At 38.1% G+C, this 22,347-nt stretch carries 29 protein-coding genes; 16 read left to right on the forward strand and 13 right to left on the reverse strand.

From position 1 onward, the window contains the following. Positions 1–123: 123 nt before the first annotated feature. The 3 genes from AC4CUY_RS18210 to orn all read right to left on the reverse strand — a co-directional run bounded on the left by AC4CUY_RS18210 (position 124) and on the right by orn (position 2,591). The gene (locus tag AC4CUY_RS18210; protein WP_490774544.1) at positions 124–927 is read right to left on the reverse strand and encodes an enoyl-ACP reductase FabI; all 804 of its coding nucleotides are present in this window, start codon (positions 925–927) and stop codon (positions 124–126) included. Positions 928–1,087: 160 nt separating this feature from the next. After that, positions 1,088–1,822 carry a Bax inhibitor-1/YccA family protein gene (locus tag AC4CUY_RS18215; protein WP_490774545.1) on the reverse strand — a complete coding sequence of 245 codons (735 nt, stop codon included), beginning with the start codon at positions 1,820–1,822 and terminating at the stop codon, positions 1,088–1,090. Between the two features lie 211 nt (positions 1,823–2,033). Then, positions 2,034–2,591 (reverse strand): oligoribonuclease, encoded by a 558-nt coding sequence (gene orn / locus AC4CUY_RS18220; RefSeq protein ID WP_004725833.1) that lies wholly within the window; start codon positions 2,589–2,591, stop codon positions 2,034–2,036. 122 nt (positions 2,592–2,713) lie between these two features. Here orn and rsgA point away from each other — a divergent pair, with 122 nt between their 5' ends. The 5 genes from rsgA (at position 2,714) to AC4CUY_RS18245 (ending at position 5,673) form a co-directional block, all read left to right on the forward strand. After that, a complete protein-coding gene (gene rsgA / locus AC4CUY_RS18225; protein WP_490774546.1) occupies positions 2,714–3,772 on the forward strand; it encodes a ribosome small subunit-dependent GTPase A in 1,059 nt (352 codons plus the stop codon). 91 nt (positions 3,773–3,863) lie between these two features. Beyond that, positions 3,864–4,274, forward strand: a complete 411-nt coding sequence (locus AC4CUY_RS18230; RefSeq protein ID WP_004725828.1) for a rhodanese-like domain-containing protein — start codon at positions 3,864–3,866, stop codon at positions 4,272–4,274. Between the two features lie 16 nt (positions 4,275–4,290). Continuing rightward, positions 4,291–4,548: a glutaredoxin 3 gene (grxC, locus tag AC4CUY_RS18235; protein ID WP_004725827.1), complete on the forward strand. Its 258-nt coding sequence runs from the start codon at positions 4,291–4,293 to the stop codon at positions 4,546–4,548. A gap of 48 nt (positions 4,549–4,596) precedes the next feature. Continuing rightward, the gene (secB, locus tag AC4CUY_RS18240; protein ID WP_004725824.1) at positions 4,597–5,055 is read left to right on the forward strand and encodes a protein-export chaperone SecB; all 459 of its coding nucleotides are present in this window, start codon (positions 4,597–4,599) and stop codon (positions 5,053–5,055) included. Between the two features lie 138 nt (positions 5,056–5,193). Next, complete coding sequence (locus AC4CUY_RS18245) at positions 5,194–5,673, forward strand: DUF4184 family protein (RefSeq protein WP_419358810.1); 480 nt, start codon at positions 5,194–5,196, stop codon at positions 5,671–5,673. Here the strand turns inward: AC4CUY_RS18245 and AC4CUY_RS18250 are convergent. The 6 genes from AC4CUY_RS18250 to coaBC all read right to left on the reverse strand — a co-directional run bounded on the left by AC4CUY_RS18250 (position 5,668) and on the right by coaBC (position 10,043). Next, on the reverse strand, positions 5,668–6,279 hold the full coding sequence (locus AC4CUY_RS18250; RefSeq protein ID WP_419358808.1) for an alpha-ketoglutarate-dependent dioxygenase AlkB family protein: 612 nt from the start codon (positions 6,277–6,279) through the stop codon (positions 5,668–5,670). The genes AC4CUY_RS18245 and AC4CUY_RS18250 overlap by 6 nt on opposite strands. After that, the gene (locus AC4CUY_RS18255; protein ID WP_336953604.1) at positions 6,266–6,511 is read right to left on the reverse strand and encodes an Ada metal-binding domain-containing protein; all 246 of its coding nucleotides are present in this window, start codon (positions 6,509–6,511) and stop codon (positions 6,266–6,268) included. The genes AC4CUY_RS18250 and AC4CUY_RS18255 overlap by 14 nt, the downstream gene beginning before the upstream one ends. A gap of 3 nt (positions 6,512–6,514) precedes the next feature. Continuing rightward, a complete protein-coding gene (locus tag AC4CUY_RS18260) occupies positions 6,515–7,252 on the reverse strand; it encodes a 2OG-Fe(II) oxygenase (RefSeq protein WP_490774547.1) in 738 nt (245 codons plus the stop codon). Further along, positions 7,239–8,078: a methylated-DNA--[protein]-cysteine S-methyltransferase gene (locus AC4CUY_RS18265; protein ID WP_490774548.1), complete on the reverse strand. Its 840-nt coding sequence runs from the start codon at positions 8,076–8,078 to the stop codon at positions 7,239–7,241. The genes AC4CUY_RS18260 and AC4CUY_RS18265 overlap by 14 nt, the downstream gene beginning before the upstream one ends. A 162-nt stretch (positions 8,079–8,240) precedes the next feature. Then, positions 8,241–8,615, reverse strand: coding sequence for a cytochrome b562 (locus AC4CUY_RS18270; protein ID WP_004725812.1), 375 nt, complete (start codon positions 8,613–8,615; stop codon positions 8,241–8,243). Positions 8,616–8,777: 162 nt separating this feature from the next. Continuing rightward, positions 8,778–10,043 (reverse strand): bifunctional phosphopantothenoylcysteine decarboxylase/phosphopantothenate--cysteine ligase CoaBC, encoded by a 1,266-nt coding sequence (coaBC, locus tag AC4CUY_RS18275; protein ID WP_336953532.1) that lies wholly within the window; start codon positions 10,041–10,043, stop codon positions 8,778–8,780. A gap of 114 nt (positions 10,044–10,157) precedes the next feature. On the opposite strand from coaBC, the gene radC reads away from it, so the two are divergent. From radC to AC4CUY_RS18295, 4 genes are read left to right on the forward strand one after another with little or no spacing between them, the layout of a single operon-like run. Beyond that, positions 10,158–10,880 carry a RadC family protein gene (gene radC / locus AC4CUY_RS18280; protein WP_336953531.1) on the forward strand — a complete coding sequence of 241 codons (723 nt, stop codon included), beginning with the start codon at positions 10,158–10,160 and terminating at the stop codon, positions 10,878–10,880. A 38-nt stretch (positions 10,881–10,918) separates the two neighbouring features. Then, positions 10,919–11,830 (forward strand): bestrophin family protein, encoded by a 912-nt coding sequence (locus AC4CUY_RS18285; protein ID WP_490774549.1) that lies wholly within the window; start codon positions 10,919–10,921, stop codon positions 11,828–11,830. Positions 11,831–11,886: 56 nt separating this feature from the next. After that, on the forward strand, positions 11,887–12,171 hold the full coding sequence (locus AC4CUY_RS18290) for an antibiotic biosynthesis monooxygenase family protein (protein ID WP_336953530.1): 285 nt from the start codon (positions 11,887–11,889) through the stop codon (positions 12,169–12,171). 52 nt (positions 12,172–12,223) lie between these two features. Next, positions 12,224–12,706, forward strand: coding sequence for an ankyrin repeat domain-containing protein (locus AC4CUY_RS18295; protein WP_336953529.1), 483 nt, complete (start codon positions 12,224–12,226; stop codon positions 12,704–12,706). 83 nt (positions 12,707–12,789) lie between these two features. Here the strand turns inward: AC4CUY_RS18295 and AC4CUY_RS18300 are convergent, their stop codons facing one another. Then, entirely contained in the window at positions 12,790–13,671 is an 882-nt protein-coding gene (locus AC4CUY_RS18300) for an energy transducer TonB (protein ID WP_419327688.1), read from the reverse strand. Between the two features lie 232 nt (positions 13,672–13,903). Between AC4CUY_RS18300 and AC4CUY_RS18305 the strand changes: the two genes are divergently transcribed. The 5 genes from AC4CUY_RS18305 to AC4CUY_RS18325 all read left to right on the forward strand — a co-directional run bounded on the left by AC4CUY_RS18305 (position 13,904) and on the right by AC4CUY_RS18325 (position 17,722). Beyond that, positions 13,904–14,584, forward strand: a complete 681-nt coding sequence (locus tag AC4CUY_RS18305; RefSeq protein ID WP_419327689.1) for a hypothetical protein — start codon at positions 13,904–13,906, stop codon at positions 14,582–14,584. A 154-nt stretch (positions 14,585–14,738) separates the two neighbouring features. Continuing rightward, positions 14,739–15,443 carry a DUF3108 domain-containing protein gene (locus AC4CUY_RS18310; protein WP_336953526.1) on the forward strand — a complete coding sequence of 235 codons (705 nt, stop codon included), beginning with the start codon at positions 14,739–14,741 and terminating at the stop codon, positions 15,441–15,443. 103 nt (positions 15,444–15,546) lie between these two features. Beyond that, positions 15,547–16,122, forward strand: a complete 576-nt coding sequence (locus tag AC4CUY_RS18315) for a xanthine phosphoribosyltransferase (RefSeq protein ID WP_336953525.1) — start codon at positions 15,547–15,549, stop codon at positions 16,120–16,122. 153 nt (positions 16,123–16,275) lie between these two features. Further along, on the forward strand, positions 16,276–17,136 hold the full coding sequence (locus AC4CUY_RS18320; protein WP_419327690.1) for an acyl-CoA thioesterase: 861 nt from the start codon (positions 16,276–16,278) through the stop codon (positions 17,134–17,136). Positions 17,137–17,359: 223 nt separating this feature from the next. Continuing rightward, positions 17,360–17,722, forward strand: a complete 363-nt coding sequence (locus AC4CUY_RS18325; protein ID WP_209827964.1) for an FmdB family zinc ribbon protein — start codon at positions 17,360–17,362, stop codon at positions 17,720–17,722. A gap of 108 nt (positions 17,723–17,830) precedes the next feature. Here the strand turns inward: AC4CUY_RS18325 and wrbA are convergent, their stop codons facing one another. Further along, positions 17,831–18,424, reverse strand: coding sequence for an NAD(P)H:quinone oxidoreductase (gene wrbA, locus AC4CUY_RS18330; protein WP_336953523.1), 594 nt, complete (start codon positions 18,422–18,424; stop codon positions 17,831–17,833). Positions 18,425–18,544: 120 nt separating this feature from the next. On the opposite strand from wrbA, the gene AC4CUY_RS18335 reads away from it, so the two are divergent. Together AC4CUY_RS18335 and AC4CUY_RS18340 are read left to right on the forward strand one after the other, a co-directional pair. Next, positions 18,545–19,789, forward strand: a complete 1,245-nt coding sequence (locus AC4CUY_RS18335) for a YihY family inner membrane protein (RefSeq protein ID WP_336953522.1) — start codon at positions 18,545–18,547, stop codon at positions 19,787–19,789. Between the two features lie 213 nt (positions 19,790–20,002). After that, a complete protein-coding gene (locus AC4CUY_RS18340) occupies positions 20,003–20,803 on the forward strand; it encodes an AraC family transcriptional regulator (protein WP_419358795.1) in 801 nt (266 codons plus the stop codon). Positions 20,804–21,158: 355 nt separating this feature from the next. On the opposite strand, the gene AC4CUY_RS18345 is transcribed toward AC4CUY_RS18340, so the two are convergent. Together AC4CUY_RS18345 and AC4CUY_RS18350 are read right to left on the reverse strand one after the other, a co-directional pair. Next, the gene (locus tag AC4CUY_RS18345; protein ID WP_004725784.1) at positions 21,159–21,797 is read right to left on the reverse strand and encodes a fumarylacetoacetate hydrolase family protein; all 639 of its coding nucleotides are present in this window, start codon (positions 21,795–21,797) and stop codon (positions 21,159–21,161) included. A 47-nt stretch (positions 21,798–21,844) separates the two neighbouring features. Next, positions 21,845–22,345 carry a YcxB family protein gene (locus AC4CUY_RS18350; RefSeq protein WP_483770603.1) on the reverse strand — a complete coding sequence of 167 codons (501 nt, stop codon included), beginning with the start codon at positions 22,343–22,345 and terminating at the stop codon, positions 21,845–21,847. Between the last annotated feature and the right edge of the window lie 2 nt (positions 22,346–22,347).

A 22,347-nucleotide genomic window follows, 5' to 3' on the forward strand; every position in this document is an offset into this window, starting at 1 on the left:
AAAAACGATTGAATCCTAGTTTATTGATCGGTTAATTTTTTAAAATTTGTAAAAAAACCTCAATATTCACGTTTTAATATTGAGGTTTATGTCTTTAATTCAATCAGTTAAATAAACTTAACTTTATTCGCTATCCATCATCGACTGGCTCATACCGACCGTATTAAAACCAGCATCGACATACAGAATTTCACCAGTGATCCCATTTGCCCAAGGTGAGCATAGGAATAAGGCTGCATTACCAACGTCTTTAATCGTCACATTACGTTTTAACGGTGCAATTTTTTCATTAGCATCTAACATTTTACGGAAAGATTTAATCCCAGATGCCGCTAAAGTACGGATTGGACCTGCTGAAATTGCATTTACACGGATACCCTCAGCACCTAAGCTTGATGCTAAATAACGTACCCCTGCTTCCAAAGATGCTTTCGCCATACCCATAACATTATAGTTTGGCATAACAGACTCTGAACCTTGGTAAGTTAAAGTCAATAAACAGCCTTGGCGAGCCAACAATAAAGGTTTTGCTGCACGAGCCATAGCAACAAAACTATAAGCACTGATGTCATGAGCAATTTTAAAACCTTCACGATCTGTGACGTCCGTGAAATCACCATCAAGTGTATGCGCAGGTGCAAAGCCGATTGAATGTACAACACCATCCAAACCATCCCAATGCTTTGCTAATTCAGCAAATGCGTGGTCAATCTCAGCATCCACAGCAACATCACAAGGGAAAACTAAAGTAGAACCGAATTGTTCTGCAAAATCATCTACACGTTTTTTTAGTTTATCGTTTGGATAAGTAAATGCGAGTTCTGCACCTTCACGATGTAATGCCTGAGCAATACCAAATGCAATGGATAATTTACTTGCAATACCCGCGATTAAAAAGCGTTTACCTGCCAATAGTCCTTGTGCCATGAAATTCTCACCTGATCAATTTTGTAAGCATAATGCCAAGTCTTGACCCATAACTAAATTGCATAATGCATCTTTTTTTAAAAGTTTACTAAAAACATAAAAAAAGCGCACTGAATCGAGTGCGCCTTTTTAAATCTATCAATCTATATAAAGGGAATAATTAATCATCACCTTGCAATAAGCTCAATAAACGTAAGAATGAATAGTACATCCATACCAATGTTGCCAATAAAGCGATACCACATAACCATTCATAGGCTTTCGGTGCACGTTGTGCAGCAGCAGATTCAATCAAATCAAAATCAAGAATCAAGTTCAATGATGCGATCACCGCAACAAATGCAGCAAAACCAATACCTAAAATGCTACTTTCAAATAAGAATGGAATGCTTGAACCAAAAGCCAAACGCATAATGAACTGCACCACAAAAACCAATGCAATTGCGATAGATGCTGAAATTACAATAGATTTAAATTTTTCAGTTGCACGAATAATTTGGAATTTATATAAACCAAACATCACTAAAGTTGTGATAAATGTAGCTAAAAGTGCTTGTAATGGTACACCCGGAAACTTCAGTTGGAAGATCACTGAAACACCCCCCAAAAATGCACCTTCAAAGAACGCATAAGGAATAGCTAAAACACGTGCCGTCTTCGGCTTAAATGTAGCAACCAATCCAAGAATCAAACCACCAATTGCACCGACCATTGCGGCAGCATAGGCAATTCCAACATTCATTGTGGTAAAGCTATAGAAAAAAATTCCAACACCGAGTATGGCCGCAATAACAGTCAATAAAACTGATTTTTGAATTGCGCCTTGTACAGTCATTGGCTGTTCATAATCTGCATACGTTTCCGCACGCGTTAAAATTGGGTTATTACTTTGCATAGTCAATCTCTTTGTAATAATTCAAATATATATAAGGATATTAAAACGTTTTTTATGCAAACAATTTGAACTGCTTGCTATTTTTTGTAACGAGTTGTCAGAGGACATCAGCTTTAGTATAGCTTAAAAAACCAAAATGCATAGCAAAAAAAGAGGCTAAAAAGCCTCTTGTTTCAATCTGATATGTAATGAGATTTAACCACTCAGATGATTAATCTTGATTGGCGATAAAGAAATACTGACGATAATATTTAAGTTCAGCAATCGAATCGCGGATATCATCCATTGCCAAATGTGAAGCATTTTTCTTTAAACCGCTCATAATTTCAGGTCTCCAGCGTTTTGCTAACTCTTTCACTGAAGACACGTCCAAATTGCGATAATGGAAGAATTGTTCAAGCTCAGGCATTAAACGGTGCATAAAACGGCGATCTTGGCAAATTGAATTACCACACATTGGCGAAGTTTTAGGATTAATCCATTTCTTCAAAAATTCTAAGGTTTGCTGCTCTGCATCTTGCGCTGTGAGTTTACTACGACGTACTCGTTCAATCAGCCCTGACTGACCATGTTGTTTGGTGTTCCACTCATCCATTGCATTGAGGATAACATCTGATTGATGCACTGCGAGTACAGGCCCTTCCGCCAAAATGTTCAAATGATCATCTGTTACAATTGTCGCAATTTCAATGATCTTGTCATTATCTGTATCTAAACCTGTCATCTCTAGGTCGATCCAAATTAAGCGGGTATCCGGAGTGCTGCTCATATAGTGCAATCTTATTAGGCCAATAAAAAATGAATAGTAGCAAATTTCTTGCATCTTCGCTGTAATTCATTCGCCTGTCATGGTATTTTTGCCTTCTCATTTTTAAGGTTTTTAGGATATGAATGGCTTTAATTCGTAAACGTCGTTTAACTGAACAGCAGCAACGCCGCATTCAGAAACAACATAAAACACGTCAAGAAGAAATCGACACTTCCAATGACCTTGAAGGTCTTGTTGTTCAGCATTATGGACGACAACTCGAAGTACAAGCCCTTTCTGTTCCTACTCAACATCCGCAAAAACCCATCGTCAATGAAGGTGATCCAGAGCCCTTTTGGAAACCGATTGAATTAAGCAGTGTTTGGCGCTGTCATACACGAACCAATTTAGAGCTGTTAGTGACGGGCGACAAAGTTCAATGGCAAGCAGATCCCAATACAGGTTTAGGCATCATCACCGCCATTCATCCAAGGACTTCATTGTTAACGCGTCCCGATCGTTATCATAAAGTTAAACCTGTGGCAGCCAATATCAGTTTAATTGTCATCGTCTTTGCAACTCTGCCTGAGCCAGCACCCACGCTGATTGATCGCTATTTAGTGGCATGTGCGGATGCTGATATTTCAGTCCTTTTGGTATTAAACAAATCAGATTTACTCAAAGAAAATGACCCTATTTTAGATCTGATTAAAGAATATCAAGACTTAGGCTATGAAGTACTGATTACTCAGTCTGAAGGTGATATTAGCGAATTAAAGCAACGACTCGACAACGAAACTGTTGCTTTCGTTGGGCAATCAGGTGTCGGCAAAAGTACCTTGATTAATGTCATCGTTCCTGATGCAGAGCAGAAGACCAATATTATTTCTGAAAACTCGGCGCTCGGACAACATACAACGACCTCTACCCGTTTGATTCGTTTTGGTGAAAATGGCGCCTTGATCGACTCGCCCGGCATCCGTGAATTTGGGCTTTGGCATTTGAGCCTAGAAAAGATTGATGCAGGCTTTCCTGAAATTTCGAACTTGATTGGGCATTGCCAATATCGTAATTGCACGCACACGCATGAGAAACAGTGCGCCATTAAAAAAGCGGTAGAAAATGGTGAAATTCTAGCCAGACGACATGAAAGTTATTTACGCTTAATTGAAGAAATCACTGATGCGCAACAAAAAAATTAAATTTCTTCTTTGAGAACCTTGAAGCGGTGATTTTGATCACCATATATATACGCTATACTCGACGCAATTTTTGATTGTAATTAGGTGACTTGTGGAACGTTGGTTTGAGTTTATGGGGAATCACCCCTTCTTATTTGGTATTTTAGGGGTACTGGCGATCTTGTTCTTTATTTTTGAAGGACAACGCAGTGGTCGTAAGATTTCACCACAATCACTTGGTATTTTAGTAAAAGCTAAAAATGCGATGTTGATTGATTTACGCGATGCTAAAGATTTCCGTGAAGGTCATGTGAGTGGCAGCCGCAACATTCCATACAGTCAAATTGCCAGTCACATTGAAGAGTTAAAAACTGCTGACCGTCCTTTAGTATTTATCTGTAACTTAGGTCAAGTTGCAGGAAGTGCTTTGCAACAAGTCGGCCATGCAGACAGCTATCGTCTTGATGGTGGTATCAGTAACTGGAAAGCCCAAGGCTTGCCATTAGTTAAAGCTAAAAAATAAGCTTAAGGAGCTCAACATGACTGCTGAAGTAAAAGTATATTCAACAACTTTTTGCCCATACTGTGTACGTGCGAAATCTCTACTTGAGCGTAAAGGTGTTGCTTTTACCGAAATCAATCTCGATGAAGAAGCACCTGAAGTTAAGACTGAGCTGATCCAGAAAACTCGACACCGTACAGTGCCACAAATTTTTATTAATAATGAATTTATCGGTGGTTTTGACCAGCTTTATGCTTTAGAAAAAGCCGGCAAACTCGATGAGTTACTTGGTTAATCCACAACTTAATTAATGAATCACTTCTTAAAATTTAAGGAATAAAGAATGAGTGAAGAACAACAAGCTCAACCACAACTTGCTTTAGAACGTATTTATACAAAAGACATTTCTTTTGAAGTACCTGGGGCTCAAGTTTTTACCAAAGAATGGCAACCTGAATTAAACATCAACTTGTCTTCTGCTGCTGAAAAAGTGGATGCAACCCACTTTGAAGTGTCTTTAAAAGTTGTTGTTCAAGCGAACAATGCTGGCGATACAGCATTTATCGTCGATGTAACGCAATCAGGTATTTTCTTGATTGATGGTATTGAAGAAGACCGCCTTCCATACATCTTAGGCGCTTACTGCCCGAACATTTTGTTCCCATTCTTGCGTGAAGCAGTTAATGATCTTGTAACGAAAGGTAGCTTCCCTCAATTACTTCTTACGCCAATCAATTTTGATGCAGAGTTTGAAGCAAATATGGAACGTGCCCAAGGCGCTGCTGCTGAAGGCCAAGCTTAATTTCTCAGTAATTAAGTTTAAAAGACCGCGCTATGCGGTCTTTTTTATGTTTGATCAGATAAAATCACTCAAACTTCACAAACGTGGGTGATGCAATTTTTTATAATTTAAACATCACAATAAGCATGAAAAATAACAATGCCATTTACCCCCTTACATTTGGGCTTAGGCGCAAGTTGTAAAGCCATTGCAAATAAAAAATTTAGCTTGTTAATCTTCTTCGGTGTCCAGGTTTTGATGGATATCGAACCTCTAGTTGGTATTATTCAAGGCTGGACCACACTCCATTTATATACTCATAATTTACTTGGTGCTTTGTTGATTGCTTTGCTTGCAGTCCCCATAGGTAAAGTGATGAGTGAGTTTTGCTTACGCAACTTATTTAAACAAGCAAACTGGCAGATCACATGGCAAGTGGCGACAGTCAGTGCCTTGGTCGGTAGTTTTAGCCATGTTTTTTTAGATGCTTTGATGCATGCAGATATGTATCCCTTTTATCCGCTGAGTTATTCTCAAGTTTTACTCAACATGATTCCCTACAATTTTATTTTTTATGGGAGTTTAATCAATTTTATTTTTGCCACAATTGTTTGGCTTATCCGTGAGGAAAAATCATGATTCATCGATTGTTCTAAAGGTTAGATTAATCCGAGCCGTATGCACTTTCTTTGTTGGGGCTAAGCGGTGTAACCAATATGTTTGAGTGGTGTCTTTCATGACCAGCAAACTGCCATTTTCGAGAAAAATCTCAATCTTTTCTTGGCTATTTTTATGTTTAAAGGCAAATTTTCGAACCGCACCTAGGCTTAAAGATGCAATTGCGCCATTCTTTTTTAGATCTGTTTCACCATCACTGTGCCATGCCATACCCTCTTCACCCGTATGGTAAAGATTCAGTAAACAAGAATTAAATGTTTCACCCGTAATTAATTCAATCTGTTTTTTCAGTTCGAGTAATTCTTCAGTCCATGGCAAGGCATATTTGGAACTATTTGAATAAGTGTATTCAAAAGCGCGATCTCCATACCAAGCCACTTTCCGTTTGGTGATGATCTTTTTACCAAAAATAATCGCTTGGTCATTTTGCCATTCAATATGTGCGAGCAATTTCTCAAAATAATCATTGGCGATGGCTTCATCCATAATTTTTCCGAAATAATTCACTATTCCATCTTGTGGAAGCAAATTCTCATGGGGATCGGTTAGAAACTTAAGTTGTTGCATTTTTCCATTTCACATAGGCTGATTTCATACAATGTCCACACGGGCGAAATTGCAATGCCAAGGCTTCAGCTTCACTACTAAAGAATACCCGATTGGTTTTTAACATCCGCTTGCCCGAACCACAGTTTAAACGTCCATAAATTTTTAGCTTTTGATTGCCTGCAAATAAAATTTCAGCATTCCTGATTTTTCGATATAACGCCAAGCGCTCAATATCATCATGCTTAATCATCATTTAACTCACAGCATCATGAAAAATAATCCCCAATGTATAACGCTCCCCTGTATGCACCTGACTGACAGCATGCTTCATATTAACTCGATAATAGCCATAAGTGCTTTTCTTGGGTCTAAACTGTGTGGTAAAAATTAACACATCCCCTTGATCAGGTTGTAAAACAATGGCTTTCGACTGTGCTCGTGGTACTTGCTCAGTCAACACCAACTCACCACCGGTAAAATCGGTATTGATTTGACTCAGTACAAATACCATTTGGATCGGAAAATAGACCTCGCCATATAGATCTTGATGTAAGGTATTAAAACCATCTTGCTGATAGTGCAAAATCAAAACAGTGGCTTTATTTTGACCCGCTTGTTGGCATTGTTGTAAAAATTCAAGATATGAATCTGGATAGTGTCGCTCCAACTTTAAAGCATCAGACCAAGCATTGGCGATAGGAACTAGATAGGGATAAAACTGAGTTCGAAGCTGTTGAAGCAAGTTTGGTAATGGATAATTAAAATATTTATACTCGCCATATCCAAAACGATGTTGCTGCATATTGACGGTTTTTCGATAAAGTTGTTGATGGTTGTAATGACTTTTAATCAACTCACACAATTCATCAGATAAAAAGTCTTTAAGGATTGAGTAGCCTTGCGTATGCATCTGAGCACGGATTGACTCCCAATCTAAACCCTCAATTTTATTGAGCAACGCTGTTGCTTGTTGTGGATTAAACGCTGGCATGTACTTGCACACCTTCCCAGCCAATCATAGCGGCTTTACGTGTTTTACCCCAATGATATTCACCTAAAACACCTGTTGCTTGAATCACACGATGACATGGAATTAAAAAAGCCACTGGATTATTGCCAATCGCAGTACCGACTGCACGGGAAGCTTTGGGATTTCCAATCTGTTCAGCAAGGTTCGCATAGGTCGCCACTTGCCCCATCGGGATTTTAAGCAAACTTTCCCAAACTTTAAGCTGAAAATCAGTACCTTTTAGATGTAGCTTAATTTGGTTCCATGGTTTTTGTTCAGATGAGAAAATGGCCAAAGCATGTTCATGCAACGCATCTGCTTGCTGATAAAATCTTGCTTTAGGAAATTTTTCAACGAGTGCGCTATAAGCATCTTGCTCATGCTCCACAAAAGACATAAAGCAAATCCCTTTGGCTGTTGATGCCACTAAAACGGTTCCAAAACGTGTTTCAGCATACTGGTAGTGGATGGTTAAGTTTTCTCCGCCACTTTTGTATTCAGCAGGTGTCATCCCTTCAATTTGTATAAATAGATCATGCAAACGACTGGTGCTTGATAGTCCTGTGTCATACGTTGCATCAAATACCGAATGCTCTTGTTTTAACAAGTTTTTTGCATGTTCTATGCTGATATATTGCAAGAACTTCTTCGGACTGGTTCCAGCCCATTCAGTGAATAAACGTTGAAAATGTGCAGGGCTTAAATGAATATGCGCAGCCACTTCATCTAAATTCGGTTGTGCTTTAAAATTGTGTTTAATGTATTCAATGGCTTTTGCAATACGTTCAAACTGATTGTGCTGTTGCATCACATTTCTCCTCACTTTTCTACATCTAACTTAACAGTTGTTATGCAATGAGCAAATCCGAATCATGCTGAGTTTTTTGATTCAATATCTTTTAAAAATCTCCTCACAATAAAAAACCGTTAGTCATTAAAACTAACGGTTTTGTGCTTTCAAATGAATCGATTACTGATAGATCTTATGCCCTTGATCACGTATTTCAGCAATTTTCTTGCCTTCCATTTTTGCATGATCTAAATGACCACCTTTGACTAGCGCTTGAGTCTTATCAATTTGCGCAATCAATTGATCATATAACTGAGTCGAAGTTGGTGCACTAGCATCACCACGACCTTTAAGTTTGACTTTTTTAGCGTCCGTTGCAGCAGCACGCATATTATCTAAAGCTTTATTTGCTTCAGCGGCATTATTGGTTTGATTAAATGCTTTATAGTTTTTACCTAATGCCTGCATATTTTGTTGTAGCGTTGCAGCAAAAGTCATTGAGCTGAAACCTAAAGCAGAAATCATCATGACGGTGGCTAAAGTTTTTTTGATCATTATGATCTTCCTTAAAACTGTGGCTATTGTTGGGGGTAAAAAAGCCCATTGTGGCTATTGTCCATTTCCAAGATTAAACATAGTTTAAAAGCACAAAAAATAGCAAATAAAAATGCAACGAATTCGTTGCATTTTTATATTCAAACATAACCTGAAAAACTCTTAAATTGGTTCAATCTCATGGTGTAAAGCATCGTGGATCGCTTCAACCAACTGTTGTGCAATTTCTTGTTTCGAAGCTTTCTCTAAATCACGCTTTTCCATCTGGTACTGTTCTGCAAAAAACACGGTCATCGCATTTTGATCAGAAGCAAAACCAATATCAGCCCGCGAGACATCATTGCAGGCAATCATATCGAGTTTTTTTGCAACGAGTTTTCCTGCTGCATATTCCTCTACATTACGAGTTTCAGCCGCAAAACCCACCATAAATGGGCGCTTTGACTGTTGCGCAATGGTCGCCACAATATCAGGGTTTTTCACCAACGAAACATTCAGCTCATCACCAGCTTTCTTGATCTTATGTTCCGAAACTTCTGCCACACGATAGTCAGCGACAGCCGCGGTTGCAATAAACACGTCACAACCATCCTCAAGCTGATGCATGCTTTCATCAAGCATTTTTATCGCAGAAGAAACATTGATACGACGCACACCATTCGGGGTATCCAAACTGACTGGACCCGCCAGCAACGTCACTTTTGCCCCTGCTGAGTAACAGGCTGCTGCAATAGCAAAGCCCATTTTCCCTGTACTGTGATTGGAAATATAACGTACAGGATCAATCGCTTCACGTGTTGGCCCTGCAGTAATCACCACACGCTTTCCAGCAAGCAAGCCAAACTTTTCAGCAATCGCACGTTGTGCTTGATGGAAGTAATTTTTAACTTGTTCTGCTAAATCTTCAGGTTCAGGCATACGCCCTAAACCGACATCCCCACACGCTTGCGAACCCGCTTCAGGCATAATCACATGTACGCCATCTTCAACTAAAGTATTCAGATTCCGTTGTGTCGGCTTAGCTGCCCACATTTGTTGATTCATTGCAGGTGCAACCCAAACTGGTGCTTTGGTTGCCAAATACAAGGTACTCAGTAAATCATCAGCTAAACCTGCAGCAAATTTCGCAATGCTGTCGCAACTTGCAGGTGCAACTAAAATTAAATCAGCCCAACGTGCCAATTCAATATGCCCCATTCCCGCTTCTGCTTCAGGATCTAATAATTCAGTATGAACTGGATTTCCCGATAGCGCCTGAAAAGTTAAAGGGGCAATAAATGCCTGTGCACCTTTAGTCATTACCACGCGTACATTAAAGCCATAATCCTTTAAACGACGTACCAGGATTGCACTTTTATAGGCGGCTATACCACCTGTTACAGCGAGGATAATATTTTTATTAGAAAATACGCTGAGATCAAAACTCACTATCAAGCTACCTTTCAGTTGCAGTGGCGCTCACAATATCATTAAATAGTCTATCTCCCAAGTTATTCAAGGGAGAAAAACCAGAACTAAAATAAGTTTAAAATGTGAAAAATAATGAATCAGTCAATCAAACAATGGCCTAAACAAGAACGTCCACGTGAAAGATTACTCTTACAAGGGGCGCACAGTTTATCTGATGCAGAACTACTCGCAATCTTTCTCCGCTCAGGCTCAAAACAACACTCTGCTGTTGAATTAGCACGCTTGCTCATTCAACATTTTGGTCATTTAAATGCTGTATTTGATTCGTCTTTAGATGATTTAAAACAATTTCATGGCATTGGCGAAAGCAAGTATTCACAACTGATGGCAGTGAAAGAACTGGGACGGCGTTACTTGAAACATCAACTGAACCAAGGTTTAGACTTGAGTCGTTCTGATTTAATCCGAGATTATTTACGTTATGAATTGATTGGAGAATTTCAAGAAGTCTTTGCTGTACTCTGCTTAGATAGCCAGTTACGTAAATTGAGTTTTAAAAAACTATTTTATGGATCAGTCAATTACTGCAATATTTCCATCAATCAATTATTACGATATGTCATACAAAAACATGCGACTTTTATCGTTGTTGCCCATAATCACCCTAAAGGTTTTGCCAAGCCTTCACGCGAAGATTACGATTTAACTCAAGAAATATTAAAAGCCTGTCAACTACTTGAAATAGAATTATTGGATCATATGATCATTGCTGCTGAGCAAAGCTACTCCTTTGCTGAACACGGACTCATCAAATCCCAAACTTTCCCTACAAATGTGATTGACAAGCACCTTTGAAGCGGTGAAGATCACTAAAAAATATAGATTTAAAAAGTATGATTGTCCGCGATCAAAACGATACCCTTAAAATATTACTCTCTTGGCGTGGTACGATTTTACCTAAAGTGCTACCACCGCTTGGTTTTGTGATGCTCATTTCTGCAATTGTCGGTGGCATTGAGTATACCAATTTATATCGTTTTCCAGAATTACCCTTGGTTGGCTTTACCCTGATTGGTGTGGTGCTCTCTATTTTTCTCGGCTTTAAAAATACTGCCTGTTATGACCGTTGGTGGGAAGCCCGTAAACTTTGGGGGATGCTGATCGCCAACGCACGACACTTTGACCGTGATTGCCGTATTTTTCCTCAAGGGCGCCGTGAACGGATCATCCAACATGTAATTGTATTTGCAAACTTATTAAGAGATCGCCTAAGACATCAAACTGCAAATCCAGATGCGTTGGTAGAAACCAGTGGTATGAGTCAACAGGCACTGACACAATTGTATCAACAAACAAATGCGCCTAAATACACGCTGAGTTTGATCCAATGGGAATTGATGCAAGCGCTCAAAGAAGGCGAAATTTCTGACATTATCTATACCCAATTAAATGAACATGTGAATGAGTTAAGTTTGGTACAAACCGGTTGTGACCGTATTGCAACCACACCTTTACCTTTTGCTTATTCAGTTTTATTGAATCGTACGGTCTATTTTTTCTGCTTTATGTTGCCCTTTAGCTTAGGATCATTACTGGGCTTAGCAACACCTTTGTTGGTGGGTATTTTAGCTTATACTTTTCTAGGGCTAGATGCTTTAAGTACCGAGATAGAAGAACCCTTTGGTACGCAAAGTAATGATTTACCTTTAGATTCGATGGTGCGAATGATTGAAATTGAATTATTGGGAACTCTAGGAAAACCAACTCCCCCACCGATTCAAGCCCATGATCACAATTTGCTTTAACGCATCAGTTTCTGATTTTTCTTTTTTATAGAGACATTAAAGGCCGAACACTGAAAATGAAATACGTGGTTATCTTTAAGGCACAGATCAATACGCTTGATCAACGGTATTTTCAAACTGCACAACTTTTACGAGAGAAAGCATTAAGCCAGTTTAACTGTCAAAAATTTGAGTCTCTTTGTGAAAATGACTTTGAAGTTGCGCTTTCTTATTGGAATACTCTTGAAGATATCCATGCTTGGCATAAAGATGCAGAACATCAAGCTGCCCAACGAATTGGCAAACAACAATGGTATAAAAAATTTAGTGTTGAAATTTGTGAAATCACAAGATCATATTAAAGAAAACGACTAAAATTAATCCGCCAAATATAATTATAAAAGGGATTTTGGTATGTCAGAATTATTCCAACTTATTTTGCATGGTGAATGTAAGGCGTTACTAGAAAAAATCACCCCTGATAACATCAATCAACAGCTTGATGGCTCATCTTTACTGATGTACGCCTTGCAACACCAACAAGATGATATCGCACTCAAACTGATTGAACTTGGAATTGATGTCAACTTACAAAATAGCAAAGGACAGACAGCTCTACACTTCATCGCTGTCTATAAAAATAATATTCATGTCGCCCAAGCAATCATTGACCACGGTGCAGATTTAGCATTGCAAGACAGTTCAGGAAATATTTCACTGTGGACTGCGCTTTATAACGCACAACATCATTATGAATTGGTTAAATTATTACTTGAACATGGTGCAAATTTAAACAGTAAAAATCGGACAGCAAAAAGTCCTTATGATTTAGCATTGTTAATGAAGTTTCCTGAAGGCATTGCTTTGGTTGAGCAATATCAAACCCATCATCACTAACCAATATAAAGATCAGTTTTTATTGTTTTTAAAATGAGTCTTTTTAAAAAAAAAGCACAACCATTCATTTCTACACCATTCAATCAGTGGACTTCAAATTCAGATTCAGCTGGGTCAAAACGCCAAGTACGCACAATCCTCAGTTCAGAGATATCTTTCATTTTTGAGTCAAAACGTCCAAAAGGTGCACCTTTACGCACTGAGTTTTTGGCGGCTTCATCGAGGATTGAATGACCTGAGCTTTCAATCAATCGTATAGCACGAATCCCACCTTCATTATTGAGAATGACCATTAAACGGACTTCCCCCGAAAGACGCTGCTGTTTGGCAAGATCTGGGTAATATCGGTTTCCATACATTTCAACTTTTTCACGAAATTTATCTAAATATCCAGCAGATGCATCTTGCTTGGCTTGAATACCATCTAAGGTTTTAATTTTTTGTTGTTTACTAAAATTTTGTTGTTTCTGTAAATATTGAGCTTCTAGACTCGCCACCATTGCCGTTTTAGCTTGCATCTGGCTCTGCAACTCTTCCATGGCCTTTTTGCGATCATTCTGTTCCGCTTGCTTTTGCCAGCTAAGAACCGTCATTAATACTTTTTCTTCGAATTTCAATTCTCTTTTTTGCTGAATTTGTTCTAAAGCTTCGAGTTGCTGATCACCCGAACTCTTATCTTCTGCTTGCGCTGGCATATCACTTGAAATACGATGCTCTTTACGGAATGTTCCTGAACCCTGCTGATTTGATTGCGCTAAAAAGTCTGCATCTTTAACTTCGTCTTCACTTGGACGAATACTGATTGCGATTTCTTTTGTGCTGGTATTATTTTCTTGGGGCATTCCAAATTGAACAGATAAAAAAAGTACATGTGCAATGACAGCTGCAGAAACAGCTCCAACAAATAATGAGTCTTGCCACCAATACTCAGAATGCTCTGTATTGGCAAATAATTTTTTTATCATGACATTAATCCGACAAAATTCCCCAATCGCCAAATTTAAAATTTATTAAAATAAGTTTGACTTTACATTATTCACAAACTTTGTGACTTATTTAGTAAAAGTAAAAACGTAATTTTAAAACACTCAAAATGGTGCAATGTTTTTTGTTAAACTGCAATCGTTAGACTTGTATTTTTTTAATAATCGACAAGTTTATCGCCTTAAAAAATGATGAAGATTTGGGACAATACTTATGCCGACGCTACTTTCTAACATCGTTAAACGTATTCGACAAGTATACCAAAAAGCAGAAGGTTTTATAGAAGAAGAACGCGAGTTTCCGGTATCACAAGTATTTTTAAATGCAACGTTTAAACGTTTTGTCACAGACAATGTCAAAATTTTAGAAGATTTACATGCTGACCTGCATGATGACTGGCTAAAGCTTTATGCCACACTCAATGTTAATGGTATGCATTTGGTTCTTTCGGTGGATCTTAAATTAGTTCAAATGGAACTCAACAAAGATATGCAGTTGATTGTTTTTGAACAAATCAGTAACACACAAGTGATCGAAGCCAGTTATCCCAATGTTTGGTACAAAATGGGCGTAAACGCTGCTTTATTCTTTTACCAAAAAGTATTGAAAAAAGATCCTTTAGGCATGATCTTAGAAAAATTTGAAGTCATTACAGTAAAAGATGAATTACTTCACTTAGATCTCAATCGCTGGTTAGGGAAAAATCGTTCGATTATGGATACACTAAATAAAGTCCATGTGAATCATGCTGAACTACGTGAGACCGAGTTGGTTGTAATTGGCAATGTGAATCTAACAGCTTTATTTAGTAAATTTAGAGAAGATAAAGACCCAGACTGGGGCGAAGATGATGATCTAGAAACAGAAGTAACCCCGATTGAGCAAAAGAATTAAATCTCTAATTGGTAAGATAGATTTCAAGTCACAGCAATCAAAATGTATACATAAATTCACAGGATTAGAAATAAAGTGAATATTTTATCTTTAATTACACCGCATAATAGGTGTCATATCCAAAAATACTTTTAAATGTATAGGACATTTAATGATGGCAAAAACGTTATTTAAAACATTAAGTATAGCAACTGGTATTTCAACTGCAGTGTTATTGGTTGGATTTTCTAGCAATGCGCTTGCCATGAGTCCGTTCCAAGCAAGTTACCAGTTTGCCTATAATGGTAAAAACTTAGGTACTGCGACTCGTACACTGAGTCAAAATGGCAATAACTGGACTTATGTATTTGCTGCAAAAGCAGCGGCAATTGCATCTGCAAGCGAAACAAGCCGTTTTACCTTTAGTAATGGTCAAATTAATTCAAGTAGTTTTAGTCGCACCAGTAAAGTGTTGGTACATAATGACACCATGACCATTAACTTTAATCCAAACAACAAAACCATTAATACCAAGAAAAAAGATCAGGCACGTTCTTTCCCATGGAAAGCAGGTGCTTTAGATGAATTAAATGCTGAGTTACAAGTACGTGAAGATTTAAAAGGTGCTGGTCTAAAATCAAGTTATTTGATTGCAGATGCAAAAGGTTTAGATGCGCGCCGCTTTGTTAAACAAGGGACTGAGTCAATTAAAACCCCTGCGGGAACCTATAACACGGTCAAAGTTGTACTCACCCATGACAATGGTGAAAAAAGTTCAATTTTCTGGTTAGCACCTCAATTAGACTATTTACCCGTGAAAATGTCACATGTTGATGGTAAAACGTCTTATAACCTAACCTTGACCAGTTACAAAAAGTAAGACATTTTTCACCTTTTGATCAATTTCAGCTTGCATTTTTTTTAGTGCTTTTTAAAATACGCCTTTGCTTTAAAAAGCACCTTGCCTCTAGAGGATTCTCCCTGTGCACGCACTAGAACAGAAAATCTTAGCTGAAGGTATCGTTCTATCTGATCAAGTTCTGAAAGTCGATTCTTTCTTAAATCACCAAATTGACCCTGTGATGATGCAGCTCATCGGTCAAGAGTTTGCTCGTCTTTTTAAAGATGCAGGCATTACCAAAATCATCACAATTGAAGCATCAGGCATTGCGCCTGCTGTGATGGCTGGTTTGGAACTTGGTGTACCCGTTATTTTTGCACGTAAATATCAGTCTTTAACCCTTAAAGATGATTTATATCGTTCAAAAGTATTTTCTTTTACCAAGCAAATTGAAAGCACCATTGCGATTTCTAAGAAACATATTAGCAAAGACGATAAAGCTTTGGTTATTGATGATTTCTTAGCGAATGGTCAAGCCGCTTTAGGTCTTGCTGACTTGATTCATCAAGCAGACGCAGAAGTTGTGGGTATTGGGATTGTGATTGAAAAATCTTTCCAACCAGGCCGTCAATTGTTATTAGATAAAGGCTACCGTGTTGAATCTTTGGCACGTGTTGAATCTTTGGCAAACGGTACGGTAAGCTTTGTAGAAGAATAAGCTGGTCTTACTTCAAAATTTTTCATTAAAAAAGAGTGCTTTAAGCGCTCTTTTTTATGCTTTTTGATCAGTAGCGTCTTTGTTTTGCCTTTTATTTTGATCAAACCCTCAGCTATATTGTGCAAATAAAGATATCACTCAGGTAAATAATAAATGAGATCAATCACTCAAAAATTAGTTGATCTACTCGACGTACAACAATTGGATGATGGTCTATTTCAAGGGCAAAACACACGATTATTTGGATCACACCTTGTGGGTGGGCAATTGGTGGCACAAGCATTAATTGCCGCATCAAAAACCACCAATCGCCCTGCACATTCATTACATGCTTATTTTATTCGCAGTGGTCGCACAGATATTCCAATTTTGTTTAAAGTTGAAAATTTAAGAGATGGCAAAAGTTTTGCCACTCGCCAAGTCTATGCTTGGCAAAATGGCCATATTATATTTTCAGCCATGGTTTCATTTGCCAATATTGAAGCAGGTTTAGAAAATCAGATTGAACCGCCTCACTACCCTTCGCCAGATGAACTGATCCCAGAACAACAACTGAAACAAATGATTTATGAGGATGTTCCTGAACCTGCACGCGCAATATTTATGCGTCAATTTTTTATCAATATCCATCCAGTGCAGCCATTCAACCCATTTAAACCGATAAAATTAGACACAAATTATGCTGAATATTTTCAAACCTTTGAAACTATTCCTACTCAACAAGATACACTCATGATGCACCAAGCCATTGCTGCATATTATTCTGACTATAACCTGCTGACGGTTTCACTTAGACCACATGGTGTCAGTTATGCGAACGGCAGTGTACGTAGTGCAAGTTTAGACCATAGCATTTATTTTCATACAGATTTTAGAGTAGATGAGTGGCTACTTTATGATATGAATGCAACACTATCTAGCCAAGCTAGAGGGCTTAATTTCGGGCGGATATGGCAAGATGGTAGATTGGTGTGTAGCGTTAATCAGGAAAGCTTAATGCGGCTCAAGCAATAACAAGATGTTTCTATAAGCTTGTATCAATCATTCTACCTATTACATTCACACAAAATATAAAGACTGATCACGGTATTCAGTTACAATCAAAATCATGTCATATCCCTGACATGATTGTAACGATAGCGATAAGCATGACAAAAATGCCAGTAGTGAACGTGAATATAAAGCTTAACCATAACTTAATGAAGACAAATGGACTTTGTTGAGTGAGTAAAAATCAATGACTGATGAACAAACAGTAAAGTGCCCAAAGTGTGGCTCTACAGACTTAGAACGCCGTGACCATGAACAACTTTTAGGCAAAGCAGGCAGTGTATTATTGACTTCTGCGGGTGCAGCAGCAGGAACTGTAGGCGGCGCTGCCTCTGGTGCGTCAATTGGTGCAGCTATTGGAACTGTTGCAGGTCCATTAGGTGTTATTGTCGGTGGAACTGTAGGAACCTTCGTAGGTGCAATCAGTGTTGGAATTACTGGTGGATTTCTAGGAAATCGCTTCGGTAAACGAGCAGGTGTGATTGTTGACCAAAATATCTTTTTTGATTACCAATGTAAAAAATGTAACCATCGCTTTAATTTAAAATAATAAAATTCAAAATATCACTCGCCAAAGAACTTCTCTTCTAATCCGTTAAAAGCGTGATAAAAGAGAAGTCTTTCAATTTTTATGCAGCTACCCACAAAATATCAAAAATTATGGGTTTAACTTTTTAACCGTTTCACCTAGACGTTTGCCCTGTTCTGCACATAAAGCTTTTTCATCGGAACTTAAGTTTTGGTCATGACGTGGTCCACTGACATGACTGACCCCATACGGCGTACCGCCTGATTTGGTATTGGATAAGGCTGGATTGGCATTGGTCAAACCCATGATCATCATGCCATGATGAAACAATGGCGGTAGCATCGTTAACAAGGTACTTTCCTGCCCACCATGCATTGAACCTGACGCGGTAAATACACAAGCGGGTTTATCGTGTAATGCACCATTTAACCAAAGACTTGTGGTTTGATCCCAAAAGTATTTCATTTCAGATGCCATATTGCCAAAACGTGTTGGTGAACCTAAAGCTAATCCTGAACAATTTTGTAAATCATCCAATGTACAATAAATATCGCCATGTTCTGGAATGCTGGCTTCTGCTTCTTTTACAACAGTGGAAAGGTTAGGCACCGTCCGAATTTTTACTGCCACACCCGCCGCTTCTACACCGTTGGCAATCAAGTGTGCCATCTCTTTGGTAGATCCATATTTACTGTAATAGAGTACGAGAACATAAGCTTGCATAGAGATTTCTTGATTTCAACATAAGAAAATAAAACTATACGGTATTTTTCTGCTTTTTTGGGTAAGCTAGACAATGAAAATGTAAGACATACTGAAAAATAATTGAGATCAAAGATATATATGCTTGAATTACTTAAAAAACTACCCTTCTATGAAAAAACTTGGTTTCAATTCATTCTTTTTGTAATTGGTCGTTTTGAAGCAGATCGTTGTCGTGAACAGGCGGGTTCACTCACTTATACGACATTATTTGCTGTTGTTCCAATGTTGACTGTTTTCTTGGTTATTATCTCATCAATCAAAGCCTTAGAGCCTGCTAGACAACAACTCCAGCAGATGATTTACAGTAATTTCTTGCCGAAAACCAGCATTGCTTTCGATAAGGCTTTTAATGTCTTTACTGAGAATTCAAGTAATTTAACTGTTATTGGTGTGTTGTTTTTATTCATTACCACAGTACTGATGCTTACCAGTATCGAAACGGTTTTTAATCGGATTTGGCGTGTTCAAGAAACGCGTAATGGCATCATTGGCTTTATGCGTTATTGGACCATTATTTCTTTAGGTCCGATTTTATTGGGAAGTGCCTTTGTCATTTCATCAACATTGGCCTCTATGAATGTTTTAAGTAATAACTTTGCTGGTTATGAAGTTGATGGTACGGCGTTACTTGGAGTCATTTCTTTTGCACTGACCACTTTAGGCTTTTTCATTTTATATTGGACCATTCCAAATCGTAGTATTCCTGTTCGAGCGGCTGCGATTGCAGGTCTTTTCGGTGCGATTGCATTTGAGCTACTTAAAAACCTATTTGGTTTTGTTATGGCAAATTTCACCAGCTATACCCTTGTCTATGGTGCTTTTGCTGCTGTACCAATTTTCCTATTATGGATCTTTTTATCGTGGAATATCGTCTTATTGGGTGTGGAAATCAGCTATGCCCTTACTGCATTTCATACAGGTAAAATCCAGACCCGCCATCCTGTGTTGATGATGCTCGATATTCTAGAATTATTTTATAAAAAACAAAAAACGGGCGAAGTGGTAACTGATGCAGAAGCACTCAATATTTTAGGTCGCGGTGAAATTGGACGCTGGCCAGTTTATATCCAACTTCTAGAAAAACAGAATTTGGTTAAATGTACTGACAATAATGAATATGTGCTGGTCAGAAATTTAGATGAAATTGATTTCTGGTCATTCTATACATCATTACCTTATACCCTCCCTCGTCGTCATGATGTTGAACATGTACATGATGATGATGTTTGGATGAAACATATCGGTCCAACCTTAATCGAATCCGATGAATATTTGGCAGCCAAATTATCGATTCCGCTTTCAACCATTTTGGATGATAAGTAATTTTAATCAAGATAGATAAACAACTTCCCTTTCCAAGCAATGCCCATTGGAAATGGGAAGTTATATAACTTTTTGATGAATCATTATAATTTCGCAATAGCCAAATCCACTGCATAAAGCGGATAAAAGACACCACAATGGTATAAACCTGTCTTTTTTCTAGGATATAATTCAAAGTGGACAACAGATCTTTTTTATTCAGGCAATCTTTGCATGACAATAACAAAAACAAGCGAGAAAAATATACTGACTCAACTCAGTACCAATGATGAGATTATTGCACCATTATGGCTTATTTTTCGACATGATCCCGCACTGTCTGTTTATCCTAAACATGGGCATGCTTGGGGCGAATTTATTTATGCCTTTAATGGGGTAATGGAAGTCAATATTGGTCAAATTAATTATATTACGCCCCCTCCATATGGAGTTTGGTTACCACCAAATACGCAACACAGTGGTTTAAATCGGACTCCTGTTTCCCATGCAACTTTGTATGTTCATCAGTCCTTATGTAGAGCCTTACCCCAACAAGCAGGAATTCTTTTAACCTCACCCTTGGTTTCAGCAATTTTACAGCACATCAAACAGCACCCAATGCAAGCATCTGAGCCTGAATATTTGCGGCTATTACAGGTATTACTTGATCAATTACAACATGCTGAGTTAATCGGTAGTTATTTACCCCATACCAATCATGCTGCCTTAAAACAAGTTTTGGATTTTTTACATGCCCACCCTGCTGATCACAGTACGCTAGAGGCTTTAGCCCAACGGATTAATATGACTGAACGTACCTTGGCAAGACTGAGTCAAAAAGAGTTGGCAATGTCACTCAATGAATGGCGACAACGCCTTAAAGTCATGAAAGCGATGTCTATGCTCAATGAGGGAAAAACGGTTGAAAGCATTGCACTGGATTTAGGTTATGCCAATGCTTCTGCTTTTATCAATATGTTTAAACGTTGGATGATGCGTACCCCAGATCAGTTTAGAAAATTATTACATCACTAAATCAACTTTTTAAATTTTGAGTAGATGAAGTGGAGTGATCTAAATACAGATAATGAACAATCTTCCCGACCAATCTATACGCCGATCTAAAAATGCATGGGCTGAATTTAACTTTGGGTTATGTATTAATTCACCAAAGTCATCCAGCTTTTCTGCTTCTTCGCTATCAAAGCGTTTCGTCCAAGCTTCTGCACGATAGCTAAAAAATAGCGATGCTGTAAATTTCAACTGATAAATAAAGCGGGATATATCCCAAAAGTTAGTGATGAATTATTGTTTTATAAAACTGTAGAGAATAAAAAACCCAATGCGTATTGATTATAAATAAACACTGGGTTACTTGAATTTTAAATGCTTATTTTACAAAAGTTTTCCAAACAAAATCTTGGCTTTGACCATGTAAAGTCATACTCAACTGATCACCAGAAGCCAATGCTGCAACACCTGCTGGTGTCCCCGTCATCACCACATCCCCTGGTTCTAAAGAGAATACTTGGCAGATGTCTGCAAGTAAGTAAGCAATATCAAAAATCAATAAAGCAGTATCGCCCTTTTGACGAACCTCATCATTTACTGCAAATTCAAAAGTAACAGCCGACCAATCTTTAATTTCATCCACACTGACCCAATCTGCCAGTACACATGAACCATCAAAAGCTTTTGAACGTTCCCAAGGCTGGCCTTTGCCCTTTAAGTCATCTTGGAGATCACGTAAAGTTAAATCTAAGCCTAAAGTCACCGCACCAATCGCATCCAATACTTTATCTAAATTGGTTTCACCCTTAAGTGGCTTATCGATACGTAACGTCAGTTCACACTCATGGTGGCAATTTCCCCACGCCTCATTCCAAGAGATACCGTCTTGCAATGAAATCAAACTACTGGGCGGCTTGATAAATAAGACTGGACGATCTGGAATTGCGTTACCTAATTCTGCTGCATGCGCTGCATAACTACGACCGACACATACAATTTTAGATGGACGTGTACTCATATTGTTCCCTTCTTATTGCTCAGCGTTAAAAACTTTATAATTCCAAATTACTTTTTAAAAGTATTGATAAAAATCGTTTGATCTGCGAGTGTAGCAAATGCTCGTTTAGGCACAATCACTACAGTACGATTTTTTAATTCGATCATATAGGTAAGCTTGCCTTCGGCAAATTTATCTACATCTGAATAATGATGAACTTGCTTTGGACGACCACTACTAAATAATTCCATATAGTCTTGAAATAATTCAATACCTTGTTCGCTTTTACCAAATTGATATTTAACGAATTGGCGTTTAAACATCATCGGTAAAAACCAATACCGCATCAGCATTTGCAGAATTAAGAAAAAAGCACCTAAGCAAACATAATATTTACCCACACCCTCTAAACCGAGGTAAATCCCCCAAACCATGATTCCGATGCTGACCAAAGGCGTGAGAAATTGGCTAATTTGCTTTTTACCAAAAGTTGCCAGTTTAAAACCATCTTGAGATTCTTCTAAATTAAGATAATAACGTGCAGATAATGCAGGCTGGGTGTCTGACATAG

It is taken from the genome of Acinetobacter sp. 778_lipA, assembly GCF_058242985.1.

Bases quoted from the DNA above. Each gene is read 5' to 3' on its own strand.
- AC4CUY_RS18210 (WP_490774544.1), bottom strand. From the start codon at position 927: ATGGCACAAGGACTATTGGCAGGTAAACGCTTTTTAATCGCGGGTATT.
- AC4CUY_RS18215 (WP_490774545.1), bottom strand. From the start codon at position 1,822: ATGCAAAGTAATAACCCAATTTTAACGCGTGCGGAAACGTATGCAGAT.
- orn (WP_004725833.1), bottom strand. From the start codon at position 2,591: ATGAGCAGCACTCCGGATACCCGCTTAATTTGGATCGACCTAGAGATG.
- rsgA (WP_490774546.1), top strand. From the start codon at position 2,714: ATGGCTTTAATTCGTAAACGTCGTTTAACTGAACAGCAGCAACGCCGC.
- grxC (WP_004725827.1), top strand. From the start codon at position 4,291: ATGACTGCTGAAGTAAAAGTATATTCAACAACTTTTTGCCCATACTGT.
- secB (WP_004725824.1), top strand. From the start codon at position 4,597: ATGAGTGAAGAACAACAAGCTCAACCACAACTTGCTTTAGAACGTATT.
- AC4CUY_RS18245 (WP_419358810.1), top strand. From the start codon at position 5,194: ATGCCATTTACCCCCTTACATTTGGGCTTAGGCGCAAGTTGTAAAGCC.
- AC4CUY_RS18250 (WP_419358808.1), bottom strand. From the start codon at position 6,279: ATGCAACAACTTAAGTTTCTAACCGATCCCCATGAGAATTTGCTTCCA.
- AC4CUY_RS18255 (WP_336953604.1), bottom strand. From the start codon at position 6,511: ATGATTAAGCATGATGATATTGAGCGCTTGGCGTTATATCGAAAAATC.
- AC4CUY_RS18260 (WP_490774547.1), bottom strand. From the start codon at position 7,252: ATGCCAGCGTTTAATCCACAACAAGCAACAGCGTTGCTCAATAAAATT.
- AC4CUY_RS18265 (WP_490774548.1), bottom strand. From the start codon at position 8,078: ATGCAACAGCACAATCAGTTTGAACGTATTGCAAAAGCCATTGAATAC.
- AC4CUY_RS18270 (WP_004725812.1), bottom strand. From the start codon at position 8,615: ATGATCAAAAAAACTTTAGCCACCGTCATGATGATTTCTGCTTTAGGT.
- radC (WP_336953531.1), top strand. From the start codon at position 10,158: ATGAATCAGTCAATCAAACAATGGCCTAAACAAGAACGTCCACGTGAA.
- AC4CUY_RS18285 (WP_490774549.1), top strand. From the start codon at position 10,919: ATGATTGTCCGCGATCAAAACGATACCCTTAAAATATTACTCTCTTGG.
- AC4CUY_RS18290 (WP_336953530.1), top strand. From the start codon at position 11,887: ATGAAATACGTGGTTATCTTTAAGGCACAGATCAATACGCTTGATCAA.
- AC4CUY_RS18295 (WP_336953529.1), top strand. From the start codon at position 12,224: ATGTCAGAATTATTCCAACTTATTTTGCATGGTGAATGTAAGGCGTTA.
- AC4CUY_RS18300 (WP_419327688.1), bottom strand. From the start codon at position 13,671: ATGATAAAAAAATTATTTGCCAATACAGAGCATTCTGAGTATTGGTGG.
- AC4CUY_RS18305 (WP_419327689.1), top strand. From the start codon at position 13,904: ATGCCGACGCTACTTTCTAACATCGTTAAACGTATTCGACAAGTATAC.
- AC4CUY_RS18310 (WP_336953526.1), top strand. From the start codon at position 14,739: ATGGCAAAAACGTTATTTAAAACATTAAGTATAGCAACTGGTATTTCA.
- AC4CUY_RS18320 (WP_419327690.1), top strand. From the start codon at position 16,276: ATGAGATCAATCACTCAAAAATTAGTTGATCTACTCGACGTACAACAA.
- AC4CUY_RS18325 (WP_209827964.1), top strand. From the start codon at position 17,360: ATGACTGATGAACAAACAGTAAAGTGCCCAAAGTGTGGCTCTACAGAC.
- wrbA (WP_336953523.1), bottom strand. From the start codon at position 18,424: ATGCAAGCTTATGTTCTCGTACTCTATTACAGTAAATATGGATCTACC.
- AC4CUY_RS18335 (WP_336953522.1), top strand. From the start codon at position 18,545: ATGCTTGAATTACTTAAAAAACTACCCTTCTATGAAAAAACTTGGTTT.
- AC4CUY_RS18340 (WP_419358795.1), top strand. From the start codon at position 20,003: ATGACAATAACAAAAACAAGCGAGAAAAATATACTGACTCAACTCAGT.
- AC4CUY_RS18345 (WP_004725784.1), bottom strand. From the start codon at position 21,797: ATGAGTACACGTCCATCTAAAATTGTATGTGTCGGTCGTAGTTATGCA.
- AC4CUY_RS18350 (WP_483770603.1), bottom strand. From the start codon at position 22,345: ATGTCAGACACCCAGCCTGCATTATCTGCACGTTATTATCTTAATTTA.